The sequence below is a fragment of the Bacillus cereus group sp. MYBK227-1 genome, from assembly GCF_051916325.1.
Lineage (GTDB): Bacteria > Bacillota > Bacilli > Bacillales > Bacillaceae_G > Bacillus_A > Bacillus_A cereus.
Window position 1 is genome coordinate 651,248 of the sequence record NZ_JBQAGK010000002.1, and the last position, 15,584, is coordinate 666,831.

The window sequence follows — 15,584 nt, forward strand, 5'->3', positions numbered from 1 at the left end:
TACCTCCCAACCATACTAATAAAATGTGTTGGAGGTGAGTTTTATGGACAAAAAAGACTTTGAAAAGGTGTATAATGATTATTTACATCAAGGAGAAGAGCAAGCTCAATTTGAAGTAGGCCATGAAGTCAATACAGGAGCAGAACAAATTGTTGCTGTTCGTAAAAATGATGATGGAGATTTAATAGCGTTTAAAACAAGTAGCGGGAGAGAGTTAGATTATATGACTGCTCTTAATGAAGCGAAATCAGGGAAGTTAGCTCATGTGGACGTATTTCATAAGTATGGCAGAGATATTATACGTAGTGAACCGGATGGAATAAAAGAAAATAACTTAGATAATTTACCTTCATTTTAAACGGGTAAACCTCAAGAAGAGAATGTTCATTACGATATTCTCTTCTTTGTTTTGCGAAGTTTTCCTAGCAAATAGACGATTCATTTTTAAAGTGAGATCATACTTTTAAAGAGTGCTCTAAATTTCTCTTTATCTTCTGCTGTAAATGGTTTCGGTCCTTTTGTACGCTTACCACTTTTTCGAACCATTGCACTTAAATATCGTGTTTGTAACAATTGTTCAATGTTATCATTCGTATACTTATAGCCTTTATGGTGTAGTACGATACAGCCTTTTGCTAAAGCGAGCGAAGCAAGACCGTAATCTTGTGTTACGATTAAATCTTCTTTTTTTGCTAACTGCATAATTCGGTAATCAGCAGCATCTGCTCCGGAATCAACATATATTGTTTCCACACCTTTTGGTTGTTCCGCATTAGAATAATGAGAAAAGCTAGTAACGAGGGTTACAGGGATTTCTGCATTCGTAGCTTCAAAAATAATTACATCTTTTACAGGACAAGCATCTGCATCAACGTAAATTTTCATTTTTATCACTCCTATAACTAGGTTCGTGTTGATAATAATGGTAGATTTTTCTTTTGTCAAACGAGAAAGCTTTATCTCACGTTATTTTTCACAAACCAAAATAGCCTCCCGCAAACGAGAAATACCTTCCTCAATTTGATTAATATTCACTTTTCCATAAGATAAACGTATATAACCATCTTTTGCGCCGAAAATACTACCTGGCATAAAAGCAATTTCTTGTTTTAAACTTTGCATAATAAGTTGTTTTTCGTTTATCGGTTCTTTTAATTTTCCCCATATGTATATTCCACCGGTCGGATTTGAAAAAGAGATTTTATCATGAAGTTGCTCGTTTAGAGCGTGGACGATAACGTCTCTTTTTTCTGCTAGTTGTTTTCGTAACGGTACGATATGCGACTGAAATGGTACAGTTTCAAAAAATTGTTGCATAAGCCACTGTGGGAAAATGCTCATACCTAATTCCATTTGGTGCCTTGCGTCGGATAACCTTTCTACTACAGACTGCGGGGCAACAAGCCAACCAACTCGTAAGCCTGGTGCAATCATTTTTGATAAAGAATGTACATAAATGACAGTTCCGTTTTCATCTATTGATTTCAAAGTAGGACAAGGTTGTTTCTTTTCTAGCGTAAGTAAACTAGACGGATCATCTTCAACGATTGCAATTCGTAAATCTGCACAAAGTGATAATAGTTTTTTTCTACGGTTTGGATGAAGCATCGTTCCCGTAGGGTTTTGGAAATTTGGATTTAAAAAGATCATTTTAATACGGTGTTTTCTATATAACTCCTGTACATCATCTGGGTTAATCCCATGTTCATCAACAGGTAATGGGAAAATACGAATACCTGCTGATTGGAATAGAGGCAGGGAATAACAGTGTGAAGGACTTTCGAAAGCAACAGCATCACCTGGATTTAATAAACATTGTACGATAAGATGAAGTGCTTGCTGTGCGCCAGATGTAATCATAATGGATTGTTCAGTCGCCTCAACTTTTAAATATTCTTTCATATATTTTACGACCGCTTGTCTTAGCGGGAGATAGCCTTGCGGATGATCGTAACTTAATGAATGCGTTAACGGTTGTTCACGTAAAATCGCTTGTAGTTGATCATGAGGATAAAGATTACAACCGAGTTCTCCATTAGCGAAATCTATAATATTTTCATTTTGTTGTACTTCTGCCCGAATATGGCGAAGTAGTGGTAAGTTTGGTAAAAAAGTACCACCTTCTACGAAATTTCTCCAGTTCGGCGTTAATGTTGGAGAAACACCCCACATATGTGTACTCACGCGTGTTCCTTTACCAGTCGTACTCTCTACAATTCCCATAGCACGTAGTTCATTATAAGCAGTCGTTACTGTACTTCTGTTTACATTTAACTGCGTAGCTAATTTCCGTTCTGAAGGGAGGAAGCTTCCTGGAGGAAGTTCTCCATATGTAATACGTTTCTCAATAAAGTCAACAACTTGCTGATAAATAGGGATTTTACTGTCACTATCTAGTTTCCATTCCATAAAAAACGCCTCCGTATCTCTTATATACATCAAGTATAGCAAATTGGCTGGGTAAAAAAACAGCCAATTGGACGGTGTTATATCCAGCCAATTTTACTATGCTAAATAGGGAAGGGGAGATTCGGATGAAACGATGGCAAATGGAATGGCTCCTAGTATCAGTTGCATTAGTATGGGGAGCAAATTATACAATAGGAAAGTATGGAGTGGCATATATGTCATCCATTCAATTTAATAGTTTACGATTTTTAGTAGCATCACCGGTATTATTACTTATTACATTTTTAATGGAACGCTCATTACGTATTGAAAGAAAAGATTGGTTACGATTAGTAGCAGTCGGTATCGTTGGTACAACAATGTATCAAACGATGTTTATGCTATCTGTGAAATATACTTCAGCAACAAACGCCTCATTATTAATTGCAATGTCACCTATTTTTACAGGGATATTAGCAGTATTGCACAAACAAGAACGTTTTTCGATGAAAGTACAAATTGGTTCAATAGTGGCCTTTGTTGGTGCAGCATTCGTTTTATTAACAGGGCATACAGGAGGAGCTACTTACGAATATGCGTGGCTCGGAAACATAATTGGATTAGTCGCAGCGATTGCGTGGGGATGGTACCCAATATTAGCGCAACCTCTTATAACAAAATATTCCGCAATGAGAGTCACATCTTGGTCAACTTTAATTGGAATTGTACCTCTCGTTGTATATTGTTTATTCAACGTAAATACATTAACGTGGCCAGTAGACATGCCAAGCTGGGGGTCTCTAGCATATTCAATCGTCTTCGCGACAATCTTCGGACTTGCAATGTGGTATGTCGGTATTAGTAAAATAGGCTCAACGAAAGTAATGGTTTATATGTATCTTGTACCATTGTTCGCAGTTATCTTTGCGGCAGTAACTATTGGAGAGCAAATCAATATGATGCAACTGGTTGGCGGACTTATTATCTTTGTGGGTCTATATGTTGTAAAAAAAGGTGGAATCAAAAAGCCAGCTCTCAATTTGAAAAAAGTAAGTTAACAATAAAAAGGATCTCTTTCATATAGAAGGAGATCCTTTTGGTTTTTGTAATAAAAGCGCTTGTTCAACAGCCCATTTTTGATGATCATGAATGAGAAGCTCTACAGCAAGTAAAGGAGACATCCACCGCAAAACATGATCTTCCTCACAGTTTTCAGTTTGTGTCTGCACCATGTTCGCAATATAAAAAAATCCATCGTTTAAATAATATGTATCTTCTTTTTCTGCATAAAAATATCGCATTGCATTACCGATATATTGATTAATTTCAATTGCCCATCCTAATTCCTCTAGTAGTTCACGATGTAAGCATTCATCTTTTGTTTCGGTACCTTCCATACCGCCACCAGGTAAAAAATAACGGTCTCCTTTTTGGATAATAGCAATGTTTGAAGAAGTTGAGTTAAAAATAATTGCATAACAACTAGGCCGTAATACATATTGCTCAGTAGGCTTTTTATAACCAAAAATAAGTTTAGATATCATAAAACACGTCACCTCTCTATAAAATACACAAAAGGAATAATAAGGTAAAAACAGAATTGTATAAGTATAATCTTACGAGATTGGAGTGATAACAAAATGATAAATCGAAAGTGTTCGCGCTGTAAAGAAATTACAGGTACATTGCACGGTGGTAAAAAAATTAAGGAAGAATTTCTATGTGAGGACTGTTTACAAAAAGGAATTGCGAGTGGAGAAATCGAATTATCACAAGTGGAAGAAAAACAAACTTCGTATCTTTCTATAAAAATATTCAAAATAATGAGTGTGATTTATTTAATAGGATCTATTTTAATGGCTTTTTCAACTGGTCCATTTATACATAATATAGGATTTGATGAAATGTCCATTTCAGGGCCAGAATTAGGTTTAATAAGTATTGTTATGCTAGGTTCTTTATTCCAGTCTATTCTTGTATTTTGCGGGATATGGGTATTCATCCTTTTAGTAGAAACAGTCATTAAAATTTATGAAAAAATGAAGTGAGTGAGAGGGAGAAACATATGCGAGTAAGAAACATCCAAGGGGAAGATTATGTAAAGATTCATTCTGTTTTAAATGATTGGTGGGGCGGGAGAGACATGGCTGCCATGCTGCCAAAATTGTTCTTCATTCACTTTCAAGAAACGAGTTTTATTATTGAAGAAGAGGGAGAAACGTTAGGTTTCTTATGCGGATTCTTCTCACAAACGCATACAGAGGAAGCGTACGTTCATTTTATCGGTGTCAATCCGAAGTATAGAAGAAGAGGAATTGCATCGACATTGTATTCGTATTTCTTTGATGTCGCACGTGCAAATAACCGTAAAGTTGTAAAAGCAATCACGTCACCAGTTAATAAAAAATCGATACAGTTTCATAGGGAGATTGGCTTTCAAATTGAGGCTGGGGATGATGAGATAGAGGGTGTATCGGTACATACAAATTATGATGGGAATGGCGGTAGTAGAGTTTTATTTTTGAAAAATGTGTAGAAAAATAAGCTTTACCAAAACCCACTGAGTTAAATGTATATGAAAATGTTATCCGTTGCATAAAGAATAGCTGACTTTGTTAGCTTGATAGAAGCTAGTATGATAGTCGAAAGGAATTTCCATAACATAATTTCATCTAAAAAAGAGGGATCTATATGAATTTTGAGAGGGATAGATATTTTTTACAGATGGCATTGGAAGAAGCAGAAAAGGCATTAAAAGAAAACACATATCCAGTAGGAGCAGTTATTGTTGATGGAAATAATAATGTCATTGCAAGAGGAAGGAATAGAGTGCATCCAGAAAAAGACATAACAGCTCACGCAGAGTTAGACGCTATTCGCAATGCAGGGGAAGCAATGTTTGATGCAAAAATAAAAAATGAGAGGTTTACTATTTATAGCACGTTGGAACCGTGCCCAATGTGTACAGGTGGTATTTTATTTGCAAAAATACAGAGAGTAGTCTGGTTACTAAATGATGACTTAGGTTTTGGTGGATATAAAAAGATAAAAAATGCTTTAGTTTTCGAAGGGAAATTTAATAAAATCGACATGGTGGAAGAACCATTTGAAGACTTAAAAACAAGACAAAGAGAACTTATGAGACAATGGGAGCTAAATCCCAATAATATTACTAATTTGCGTAGGGCTATAAAAAAATAGTTGTTTCTTTCAATTAAATCGGGAGACCGCCACATTACCATCAATTTAAAAAATATAGTGAAATTATATCGATTTAACAATAGAATATGGAAGAATCTATTACGAATAGAAAGCCGTCCTAAAAGTATTCTGGGATGGTTCTTTTTGTTGTGAGGAGATAAAGAGTATGGAGAATAAACAGAGTAGAAATGAGTATGTAAGACGCATACATAAGGTTCAAGATTATATAGAATCAAACATAGACAGTTCACTATCCATTGAAGAGCTAGCGGATGTAGCAGGATTTTCAAAGTTTCATTTTCATCGAATTTTTAAAGGAATAGTAGACGAGCCGTTATCACGATATGTAAATCGATTGAAGTTAGAAAGGGCAACAAACCTTCTTACATATCGATTGGATATGACGATTACGGATATCGCTTACCATTTTGGATTCACAGATTCAGCAGTTTTCTCCCGAACATTTAAAAATTATTACGGCGTAAGTCCGTCTCAATATCGAAACTATAATAGCAAGAATTGCAAAGACGTAAGAAGAACTTCTCAATACAATGAATGTAAGAAGGTTCGAGGAAATGTTGAAATTGTAACAGCGGACGATATAAACGTCGCATACATAAGACATATCGGTACATATGGAGAGTTAACTATAGCTTTTCCAAAAATGATAGAAAAACTATTTCATTACGCAGCTAAGCAAAACTATCATGTATTTGATGATATTAAAGTATTAACCATTTACCACGATCATCATGAATTTACTGAGGACTATCATTTAAGAACAAGTTTATGTATAACAATTCCGGAGGCGTCCGCAATAGAAACGAACGACATAGGAATAATGGTAATACCTTCAGGCAAGTATGTAGTAGGACATTTTGAAATATTTCAAAATGAATATAAAGGAGCATGGGATTTCTTATACGGTGAATGGCTGCCAAATAGCGGATATAAACCGAGAGACTCGTATCCTTTTGAAGTATATAGAAATGATCCAAAGCAGCACCCGGAAAATAAACATATAGTTGATATATATGTACCTATCGAACCTTTTTAATTATAGGTTAAAGGGGAAGGAATAATGAAAACTGCTGAAAAGTTAGATCAAATTATACAAGAAGAATATAAAAATATGAATGGCATGTTAGTAGTGCAGAAAGGTAATGTTGTTTTTGAAAATTATTATAATGGTTACAGTCCAGATAATGCGTTTCATGTAGCGTCAGTTACAAAAACGATAATCTCTGCGTTAATTGGGATATGTATAGATAAGGGCTATATAAAAAGTGTTGATCAAAAAGTAATAGAATTTTTCCCGGAATATAAATGTAAGGAATCTGAAGTAACCGTACGCCATCTTCTAACAATGACAGCGCCATATCCTTTTGTAGACTGGCAGGAACCGTTAGAAGAACTATGTGCACAAGAGGATTGGGTACAGCATACACTTAATAGAATGGGGAACGGTGGAGAAATTGGATCTTTTAAATACTCATCTGCAGGAGCGCATGTACTATCAGCAATTATTACGAATGCAACAGGGAAAAGTGCACGTGAATTTGCGAATGAGTACTTATTTCAACCACTCGGCATGAGCGAAATTCCAAACTACAATATGAAAGCATTTGGATTCGATGACTTATTCGGAAAAGATGTGAAAGGATGGGTTCACGATCCAAATGGTATTTCGACGGGCGGCTGGGGAGTAACGTTAACGGTTAGGGATATGGCTAAGTTTGGACAGATGTATTTGAATGAAGGTATTCATAATGGAAAACAAGTTCTATCAAAATCATGGATAAAAGAATCGACAGAAATGAACCAAAATCAATATGGTTACTTATGGTGGTTACGAGAAGAAGATGGAATCTTTTCATACTGTGCTATGGGTGATGGGGGGAATATGATTTGTTGTATTCCAGAGAAGGAATTGGTGGTGGTGATGGCTTCTGAAGTTGTGCCAGAAGCAAATGATAGATGGAGATTAATCAAAGAGTATATACTTTTAACAGAGTAATGGTGAGCTTGTAGAAAAATTTAAACGCTCCCCGTAACTTTCCTCAATAAAAAATCGTTAAACATTAGGAAGGGTTATTAATCACGAATGGGGGAGAACTATGAAGATATTAATTCTAGGCGGTACACGATTTTTAGGAAGAGCATTTGTAGATGAGGCTTTACAGAGAGGGCATGAAGTTACGTTATTTAACCGCGGAACAAACAAAGAAGTTTTTCCTGAATTGGAGCAGTTAATCGGTGATAGAAATAACGATGTATCAAGTTTAAAAAATCGAAAGTGGGATGTTGTCATAGACACGTGTGGATTTTCTCCACATCATATTAGGAATGTTGGAGAAGTGCTCAAAGATAATATTGAACACTATGTATTCATCTCAAGCCTTTCCGTATATAAAGATTGGATTCCGCATGACATAAAAGAAGATTATATATTACAGCCCGAACCGACGGATGATCAAATAAAGGCTATAGAGAATGGTGAAGTTTCACCTTATGAGTATTATGGTGCACTGAAAGTATTATGTGAAAAAGAAACAGAGAAGTATTGGCCGGGGCGTGTGTTACATGTAAGAGCAGGTCTTCTTTCAGGAATGTTTGATTATACAGATCGACTTCCATACTGGATTCAGCGTGTAGCAAAAGGAGGTAACGTGTTAGTTCCAGGAAGAAAAAATCGTCCAGTGCAGATAGTTGATATAAAAGATGTAGCGAGATTTGGACTCAACATGGCAGAAAATAATAAAGCAGGTACATTCAATATAACAGGTCCGAATGATGAATTGACGATGGAAGAGCTATTAAATACGTGTAAAAAGGTTACGAATAGTGATGCTGAATTTGTTTGGGTAGACGAATCGTTTATGAGTGAACATAATGTGCAGCCTTGGACAGAAATGCCATTATGGCTTCCGGAAACTTTTCCATTAGAAGGGGAAAAGAAGCCGTGGAGAGGTGGATTTTCTATTAATATTAAAAGTGCGGTTAATGAAGGGCTTACTTTTAGAAGAATAGAAGAGACAGTTACAGATGTGTATGAGTGGATGGAGAGTACGGAAGAATGGGAATTAAAAGCAGGTATTTCAGGCGAGAGGGAGAAGGAATTGTTAGAAAGATGGTATCAATAAATTTAGCGGAGTTCTTTGAATATGCTTGATTGCACATAAGGAGGAAATGGTGATGTGGAAAGACACCATTCACAGTATCTCATCAAATTTAAGCTTGAAAAACCCAGCTACGAAGGATGAACTTACTGATATACAAAAATGTTTACATGTGGAGTTACCGAATGATTTATATCAATTATTACAGGAAACAAACGGTATAGAAGGTGAATACGGTGACTTTATATGGTCTGCTTCAAAAATTAAAACTGAAAATATGAGTATGAGAAATATAGTTGATTTTAAGGATTTATACATGCCTTTTGACTGTTTATTATTTTTTGCTGATGGGGGAAATGGTGATTTGTTTGGCTATTCTATTTTGAATGGAAAAGTACAAAGAGATGATATATATGTATGGAACCATGAAAATGATAGTAGAACGTGGGTTGCTCCTTCTTTAAAGACTTTTATGGAGTGGTGGGAGAGTGGAAAGATGATAATTTAAATATAGTATCAAAAAAAGTGCCTTGTTACTAAAGAAACAAGGCATTTTTTCACGAATAATTAATCTACCACTCAATCGGTTCTTCCCCATACATCTCCCATAGCCTAGGAAACATCTTTTTTAAACCTTCTTCATCGTCTTCATTCCAGTCAAATTCAAAATCTACATCGTCGAATTCTTCATTAGATAAGACATGGTAAAGTGTAAAGTAAGTATCATCTTCGTCACCAGTTTTTTCTGCATATACAGTGAAACCGAAATATAAAGAAAGTTCTTCTATTTCTGGGACGTCATACTCACTCAAATTTTCTAATACAGGAATTAATCGTTCTGGATCTTCAATACAAGCTTCGTATGTCTCTTTTCCTTGATATAATAACCATCCGCGGAAATAATCGAAAGTATCATCTGAACAGCCACCCATAATAATATAGGCTGCTGCCCATAAACGGGAGGTATAGGAGTCTTTCAAAAGGCGATGCATATGCGTATCAAAAGCTACAATTTCATGTACTGTACGTTTAGCAAGGTGAGAAGTAAGCCATTCTATTTGTTCTTCTTGGTCCTCACCTTTCGTTTTTGCACGATGAAGTAGCTCCCAAAATTCTTCTTCGGTTATCGTTTTTTCTTTTATGTAATCTTCCCCAGGCAACGGGTCTGTATATCCTTTTTTACGTTTGGAAGCAACTAGTTTATTAGCTTCTTTCATACATTCTTCTTCTGTTTTAAACTCTTTCGCTTTCACACTGCCAGCTGTGCCAATTTTTCCGTAAAACACAACATAGTCTTTTTCTTTCACAACGATTTTCCAAAACTTATTTGATTTCTCAGTTTGCTGGATTAATAACGTTTCCATCCGTACCCCCATAATGTTTTCTAGTGTGCAATATGATTGTAACATATGTATATACACTTGTAATGATGAAAAATAATAGTTTAGAAAATTCAAAAATCATTGAATGAAGTGAATAAATTTAGTAACCTTATTTGTACAGTAATTACATAATTGTTTTGTAATAATTCGATATTTATATGAGGGGGCATTACGGATGGATCTTACGTTTAAAGTTGAGGAAACATGTTTTAATTACCGCATTGGAGCAATTTGTAAACATGATAATAAAATACTCATTCTGCAAGGTGACGGTGAAGATTTTTGGTATGTACCCGGTGGTAGAGTAAAAATGCTAGAGAATAGTGAAGATGCATTAAAGCGAGAGCTTGCGGAAGAGATAGGTGTTCCTATTAAAAGGAAAAGGTTAATATGGTCAGTAGAAAATTTCTTTACACTTTCTGAGCAAAAGTTTCATGAGATTAGTTTTTATTATGAAGTAGAGCTACATGAATTACCTGCAAATGGAGCGGATCAATATATTTTGGAAGAAGAGGATAGAACATATTTGTTTAAGTGGGTGCCGGTAGAAGAGTTACATGCATATAATTTACAGCCTGCATTTATAAAAGAGAAAGTAAAGAATATAGCAGTTCATACAGAACATATCATTTTACAAGATTAAATGTATTCGGAGGAGAAAAGGATGAAGGGGATTAAAAAAGAGATACATATAAATGACAAAGTAATTTATTACACACATATCGAAAAAGGTTCTAGTACGGTTTGCTTTATGTTTTCAGGTTCAGGATACAATTATGATAAGCCGTTATTTTATTACGCGACGATGCTTATGCTTGAACATAAAATTGATGTTGTACATATTCATTATTCTTACGACGAACAAGTAATGAATAAACCAATGGAAGAAGTAACAAAAATAATGATGGATGATATTAATCCTGTAATGAAGGAAGTATTAAAAGCTGAGCAATACAACGATACTATATTTTTAGGGAAGTCACTCGGAACAATTCCAATTGCGAATGATTTAATGAAGAGAGAAGAGTTTTTACAGTCGAAAATGATATTACTGACACCGTTACTGACGTTTGATACGATTTTTGATTCTATCTTGCATAGTAATCACGAAGGGTTTTTAGTTATGGGGGATAAAGATCATCAATACAATGCAGATCAAGTTGATCAGCTACATAAAACGAATTTACAGATTGAAGTTGTCAAAAATGCAAATCATTCTGTAAATGTTGGGGGATATGAAACGGAAAATTCAATTGAGGCTATAGCGAAAATAATAGGAAAACTTAAAGAAGTTGTTAGGACAAACTAACCTATTAATACATGCAAAAGAGGTGCGAATTGCACCTCTTTTACTTTAATAAGCCTTCAAAACATGAAGTAAATAATCCTTACGATTCAGCGGATTATAATCAACACGTTTTCGAGTAGGGAAGGGAGCCATAAGCTTTGTGAAACCAGCTGGCTTCGTTGTAAATATGCCTTCTCCTTCTGTAAATGAATGAAGCATGCGTTTAAAATTCTCTGTTTTCGCAACAGGTAATGATCCTGTTAATTGGTAAGAATCATTATATAATATAGGCTCTGCAAAAGTTGCTGGAACGGCAGCGAGCTTATACATTGCGGTACTAATTGCTTGCTTCGGTACAGTTAATTCAAACTCGTTTACTGGTTCATATACATATGTTTCAGCTTTCTTTAAAGCATCCATTAGTACGAGTGGTGTTAAGTTTCTAAAATCACTCGCTGTTGTAACAGGACTAGCATAACCTGTATGTGTTAACGTGACAGAAATGTCCGTAACTTCCCATCCATATAAACCTTGTTTTAACGTTTGAAATACCGTATCTTCAATCGCTTTATGAAATGCTAAAGGTAGTGAGCCGAGCTCAACACCTAATTTATATGTTATGCCACAATTAAGTTCACCACGTTCAACTTTGAATCCGACTGTTGCGTAAAATGGATTCGCTTTTTCACCCATGACTTCAACGGAATTCCCAATGCCAATTGGCTTTTCAATACATACAACTCGCGTATTTGAGAAAGTAACCTGTAAGTTATATTTATCATAAAGTGTTGTTTCGATAACCTCTTTTTGTACTTCACCGAAAAGGCGAATATAAAGTTCATTATGAACATCATCTTTCCACACTTTAATGAGTGGATCTTCTTCACAGAGTTCCATAAGTGCAGCGTATAAATCATGAATTCGCTCTTTAGGTACCGCATCAATCGCTGCTTCCATTTGTGGTTCGGCAAAGTGAATATCTTTTATATAATCCGTACGTTCACCGATAATATCACCAATTTTTATATCATTCAGTCCCCACACTTTGCAAAATTCTCCGCTAGGAACGATAGTAGATTGAACAGCATTTCCGCTATGAAACATACACATTTTTTTAATCTTTTCTTTATGTGGTAGAGACTCATCGCGCTGTATATCCACATATTTTCTAACGTGTAAACTACCAGAAAAAACTCTTATATACGCAACCTTTTCTCCAGAAGGTTCACGTTCAATTTTAAAAACAACACCGGATAATGGTTCCTCTTGTGCCGATGTAAGAGCTGGCATTAGGGCCGGAAGTTTTTCAAGTATTTCAGTTACTCCTATACCTGTCATTGCTGAACCGAAAAAGATTGGATACACATTTGCTTGCTGTATTTGCTGTTCTAGTTTTTCTCTTAATAGTGCGTCCGGTATTATTTCGTTATTTACATATGATTCAAGTAATGATTCATTAAATGATGCTAACAGTTCCATACAACCGTCATATGATTTGTATTCAATGATCCGGGCTTCTTTCGTTCCTTCGTTTAGAACAGAGTAGAAGGGGAATGCTTCATTTGAAAGAACCTCTTTTATTTGTTTCATAACTTTTTCAGTGTTTGCGCCACTACGATCAATTTTATTAACGAATAAAATAGTCGGTATGTTTAGTTTCTGTAATGTTCGCATTAAAATTTTTGTTTGTGCTTGCACACCTTCAACGGCAGAGATAACTAAAATCGCACCGTCTAGAACGCGGAATGATCGCTCCACTTCAGCGATAAAATCAGCGTGTCCAGGTGTATCAATGACATTTACTTTTACATCATCAATAAAGAAAGAAACGACAGATGCTTTAATCGTAATGCCGCGTTGTCTTTCTAATTCCATTGAGTCAGTTTGTGTATTACCACTATCTACTCGGCCAATTTCTTTAATCACATTCGTTTCATAAAGAATACGCTCAGTCAAACTCGTCTTGCCAGCGTCTACGTGCGCGACAATCCCTATATTTATTGTTGTCATTTATGAATATCCTCATTTCATTTTCCATTTTCATTTCCTCATTTCTATTTGTGTATTGCCGCATTATCAATCACTCTCCAGTCATTTAAATTATTACTATTATAGTGCAATTAACATTATTTGTAACGCTACAAAGCGCCTTAATTTGGAAAAAATAAAATAAAAACAAAATGCTTGCATTCTAAATCGATATAGATTATATTAATTGACATATCAACTATTGATACATCAAATGTTTTTATTTTGATTGTAAAGGAGGGTTAATTTGACAAGTTCATGCTCAAAAGAAGCGATTATTTTATATAAATTACACTTTCTAAATAAAGAAGTAAGTTCGAAATTTGAAGGGTGTACGGGTATGAGCCAGTCTCGATTAGAGCTTATACTTCAATTATTTGAAGTAGGTGAAATTAGTCAAAAAGCACTTCAGCAAGAAGTGAATATTGATAATGCTGCGATAACAAGGCATTTAAAGCAGCTTGAGGCCAATGAAATGATTGTAAGACGTAAAAATCCAGATGATAACAGAATTACGTTAGTTTCTCTTACTGAAGAGGGGCGAAATAAAATTCAGGCGTTTCAAGAAGAAAAAGAACGTTTTGCAGCATCTGCATTTAAAGGATTAAGTGAGGAAGAACGCGATAATCTTTTAAATATGTTAAATCACATTCAAGAAAATATAAAAGAATTATAAAAAAGGGAGAATACAACTATGACTAACTCAGTAAAAACAAATGATTTTAACGAAATTTTAACAGGACGTCGTTCAATTCGTAAGTACGACCCTTCAGTGAAAATTAGCAAAGAAGAAATGACAGAAATTCTTACAGAAGCAACACTTGCACCATCTTCAGTAAACATGCAACCATGGAGATTCGTAGTGATTGAAAGTGACGAAGCGAAAGCAACACTTGCGCCACTTGCGAAATTCAATCAATCTCAAGTAGAAACGTCTTCAGCAATGATTGCTTTATTTGGTGATTTAAACAACTTTGATAACGCAGAAGAAATTTACGGTACAGCAGTAGAGCGTGGACTTATGCCAGCAGAAGTAAAAGAAGATCAAATGAAAAAACTTTCAGCTTACTTCTCTATGGTTACACCAGAAGTAATGAAAGATACGGTATTAATTGACGGTGGTCTTGTAGCAATGCAATTTATGCTAGCAGCTCGTGCGCACGGTTATGACACTTGTCCAATTGGTGGATTTGAGAAAGATCAAATCGCAGAAGCATTTGGACTAGATAAAGAAAGCTACGTACCAGTTATGTTAATTTCAATCGGGAAAGCTGCAGACAGTGGTTACCAATCAGTACGTCTTCCAATTGAAAAAGTTGCAGAGTGGAAATAATTTTATAAAAGAACTTCAATAAGTGAAAGATGAGAGGGGAAGCACCATGATTATTATTCACGCAATATTTCAAGTAGACCCAGCGAAACAACAAGCATTTTTAGAAGAAATTCAGCCACTCATTCATGGTTCAAGAGAAGAAAGTGGCAATGTATCTTATGACTTATATAAAGATACAGAAAAAGAAAGTGTTTATACGATGGTAGAAGTATGGAAAGATGAAGCAGCAGTTGCGAGCCATAATACGAGTGAACACTTCACATCTTTCGTTAGTAAAGCAGCACAATTTTTAACTGCTCCTCTTGATATAAAAGCTTATAATGGAGAGTTAGTAAAATAATAAGGTAGAAAAAGATGACTTTAGCATATGGCTGAAGTCATCTTTTTTGTATAAGTAGAATCCATTTTGGACTCAGTTATGTTGATAGATAAGCGTTGCTCGTATCCTCAGTAACAGTGCTGAATTGTATGTTAAATTCGAACATTCGGTTTATTGGGATATTTTTCCGTGGTATAATTTTCTTGTAAATAAAAGGTAGAGAGGAGCAAGTAATGGGAGAATTTCAAAGTAATTTGCATACGGCAACGCAACTTGCAACGAAAATGAGAAATGCTTCAGATAGAATGAAAAGTGCTACTAGTCGCTCTATAAATAAGGCAACGCGTACTACACTATCTGTGAACTTCAAGGCACAAGAAGCAAATCAACAAAATTTACAGATCACGAAACAATTTTGTACTGCTTTTCAACAAACAATTGATAATATCCATTCCGTAGCAAATGAATTTGAGAAAATGGATACCGGACTTCAAAAGACTTTTCAATAATGTAACGGCCTACGTAA

At 35.3% G+C, this 15,584-nt stretch carries 20 protein-coding genes; 15 read left to right on the forward strand and 5 right to left on the reverse strand.

What is annotated here, in order from left to right:
- The first annotated feature begins 43 nt into the window (after positions 1-43).
- Complete coding sequence (locus ACTFRM_RS10340) at positions 44-358, forward strand: DUF3892 domain-containing protein (protein WP_000358176.1); 315 nt, start codon at positions 44-46, stop codon at positions 356-358.
- An 86-nt stretch (positions 359-444) separates the two neighbouring features.
- Here ACTFRM_RS10340 and ACTFRM_RS10345 read toward each other — a convergent pair whose 3' ends face one another.
- Together ACTFRM_RS10345 and pdxR are read right to left on the reverse strand one after the other, a co-directional pair.
- Positions 445-885, reverse strand: coding sequence for a YaiI/YqxD family protein (locus ACTFRM_RS10345; RefSeq protein ID WP_000708762.1), 441 nt, complete (start codon positions 883-885; stop codon positions 445-447).
- A gap of 81 nt (positions 886-966) precedes the next feature.
- On the reverse strand, positions 967-2,409 hold the full coding sequence (gene pdxR / locus ACTFRM_RS10350) for a MocR-like pyridoxine biosynthesis transcription factor PdxR (RefSeq protein ID WP_000454914.1): 1,443 nt from the start codon (positions 2,407-2,409) through the stop codon (positions 967-969).
- A 125-nt stretch (positions 2,410-2,534) separates the two neighbouring features.
- On the opposite strand from pdxR, the gene ACTFRM_RS10355 reads away from it, so the two are divergent.
- On the forward strand, positions 2,535-3,446 hold the full coding sequence (locus tag ACTFRM_RS10355; RefSeq protein WP_440043277.1) for a DMT family transporter: 912 nt from the start codon (positions 2,535-2,537) through the stop codon (positions 3,444-3,446).
- Positions 3,447-3,464: 18 nt separating this feature from the next.
- On the opposite strand, the gene ACTFRM_RS10360 is transcribed toward ACTFRM_RS10355, so the two are convergent.
- Positions 3,465-3,932, reverse strand: a complete 468-nt coding sequence (locus tag ACTFRM_RS10360; protein ID WP_000623966.1) for an NUDIX hydrolase — start codon at positions 3,930-3,932, stop codon at positions 3,465-3,467.
- Positions 3,933-4,028: 96 nt separating this feature from the next.
- On the opposite strand from ACTFRM_RS10360, the gene ACTFRM_RS10365 reads away from it, so the two are divergent.
- The 7 genes from ACTFRM_RS10365 to ACTFRM_RS10395 all read left to right on the forward strand — a co-directional run bounded on the left by ACTFRM_RS10365 (position 4,029) and on the right by ACTFRM_RS10395 (position 9,216).
- Entirely contained in the window at positions 4,029-4,436 is a 408-nt protein-coding gene (locus tag ACTFRM_RS10365) for a DUF3980 domain-containing protein (RefSeq protein WP_000610489.1), read from the forward strand.
- Between the two features lie 17 nt (positions 4,437-4,453).
- Positions 4,454-4,924: a GNAT family N-acetyltransferase gene (locus tag ACTFRM_RS10370; RefSeq protein ID WP_001266041.1), complete on the forward strand. Its 471-nt coding sequence runs from the start codon at positions 4,454-4,456 to the stop codon at positions 4,922-4,924.
- A 155-nt stretch (positions 4,925-5,079) separates the two neighbouring features.
- Positions 5,080-5,589 (forward strand): nucleoside deaminase, encoded by a 510-nt coding sequence (locus ACTFRM_RS10375; RefSeq protein ID WP_001008619.1) that lies wholly within the window; start codon positions 5,080-5,082, stop codon positions 5,587-5,589.
- A 166-nt stretch (positions 5,590-5,755) separates the two neighbouring features.
- On the forward strand, positions 5,756-6,646 hold the full coding sequence (locus ACTFRM_RS10380; protein WP_088322375.1) for an AraC family transcriptional regulator: 891 nt from the start codon (positions 5,756-5,758) through the stop codon (positions 6,644-6,646).
- Between the two features lie 24 nt (positions 6,647-6,670).
- Positions 6,671-7,606 carry a serine hydrolase domain-containing protein gene (locus ACTFRM_RS10385; protein ID WP_000844676.1) on the forward strand — a complete coding sequence of 312 codons (936 nt, stop codon included), beginning with the start codon at positions 6,671-6,673 and terminating at the stop codon, positions 7,604-7,606.
- Between the two features lie 100 nt (positions 7,607-7,706).
- Entirely contained in the window at positions 7,707-8,732 is a 1,026-nt protein-coding gene (locus tag ACTFRM_RS10390) for an SDR family oxidoreductase (protein WP_088322376.1), read from the forward strand.
- A gap of 52 nt (positions 8,733-8,784) precedes the next feature.
- Entirely contained in the window at positions 8,785-9,216 is a 432-nt protein-coding gene (locus ACTFRM_RS10395; RefSeq protein WP_000265342.1) for an SMI1/KNR4 family protein, read from the forward strand.
- Positions 9,217-9,280: 64 nt separating this feature from the next.
- Here ACTFRM_RS10395 and ACTFRM_RS10400 read toward each other — a convergent pair whose 3' ends face one another.
- Positions 9,281-10,072 carry a DUF4240 domain-containing protein gene (locus ACTFRM_RS10400; RefSeq protein ID WP_000449131.1) on the reverse strand — a complete coding sequence of 264 codons (792 nt, stop codon included), beginning with the start codon at positions 10,070-10,072 and terminating at the stop codon, positions 9,281-9,283.
- A 193-nt stretch (positions 10,073-10,265) separates the two neighbouring features.
- Here ACTFRM_RS10400 and ACTFRM_RS10405 point away from each other — a divergent pair, with 193 nt between their 5' ends.
- Together ACTFRM_RS10405 and ACTFRM_RS10410 are read left to right on the forward strand one after the other, a co-directional pair.
- The gene (locus ACTFRM_RS10405) at positions 10,266-10,733 is read left to right on the forward strand and encodes an NUDIX hydrolase (RefSeq protein ID WP_000366227.1); all 468 of its coding nucleotides are present in this window, start codon (positions 10,266-10,268) and stop codon (positions 10,731-10,733) included.
- Positions 10,734-10,754: 21 nt separating this feature from the next.
- On the forward strand, positions 10,755-11,399 hold the full coding sequence (locus ACTFRM_RS10410; protein WP_000676199.1) for a hypothetical protein: 645 nt from the start codon (positions 10,755-10,757) through the stop codon (positions 11,397-11,399).
- Between the two features lie 45 nt (positions 11,400-11,444).
- On the opposite strand, the gene ACTFRM_RS10415 is transcribed toward ACTFRM_RS10410, so the two are convergent.
- Complete coding sequence (locus ACTFRM_RS10415; RefSeq protein ID WP_000207816.1) at positions 11,445-13,388, reverse strand: elongation factor G; 1,944 nt, start codon at positions 13,386-13,388, stop codon at positions 11,445-11,447.
- A gap of 265 nt (positions 13,389-13,653) precedes the next feature.
- Here ACTFRM_RS10415 and ACTFRM_RS10420 point away from each other — a divergent pair, with 265 nt between their 5' ends.
- The 4 genes from ACTFRM_RS10420 (at position 13,654) to ACTFRM_RS10435 (ending at position 15,567) form a co-directional block, all read left to right on the forward strand.
- Complete coding sequence (locus ACTFRM_RS10420; protein ID WP_000204162.1) at positions 13,654-14,082, forward strand: MarR family winged helix-turn-helix transcriptional regulator; 429 nt, start codon at positions 13,654-13,656, stop codon at positions 14,080-14,082.
- Between the two features lie 18 nt (positions 14,083-14,100).
- Entirely contained in the window at positions 14,101-14,739 is a 639-nt protein-coding gene (locus tag ACTFRM_RS10425; protein WP_000185393.1) for a nitroreductase family protein, read from the forward strand.
- 46 nt (positions 14,740-14,785) lie between these two features.
- Positions 14,786-15,079, forward strand: coding sequence for a putative quinol monooxygenase (locus tag ACTFRM_RS10430; protein WP_000583804.1), 294 nt, complete (start codon positions 14,786-14,788; stop codon positions 15,077-15,079).
- 212 nt (positions 15,080-15,291) lie between these two features.
- Positions 15,292-15,567: a TIGR04197 family type VII secretion effector gene (locus tag ACTFRM_RS10435; protein WP_000503635.1), complete on the forward strand. Its 276-nt coding sequence runs from the start codon at positions 15,292-15,294 to the stop codon at positions 15,565-15,567.
- The last annotated feature ends 17 nt before the right edge of the window (positions 15,568-15,584 follow it).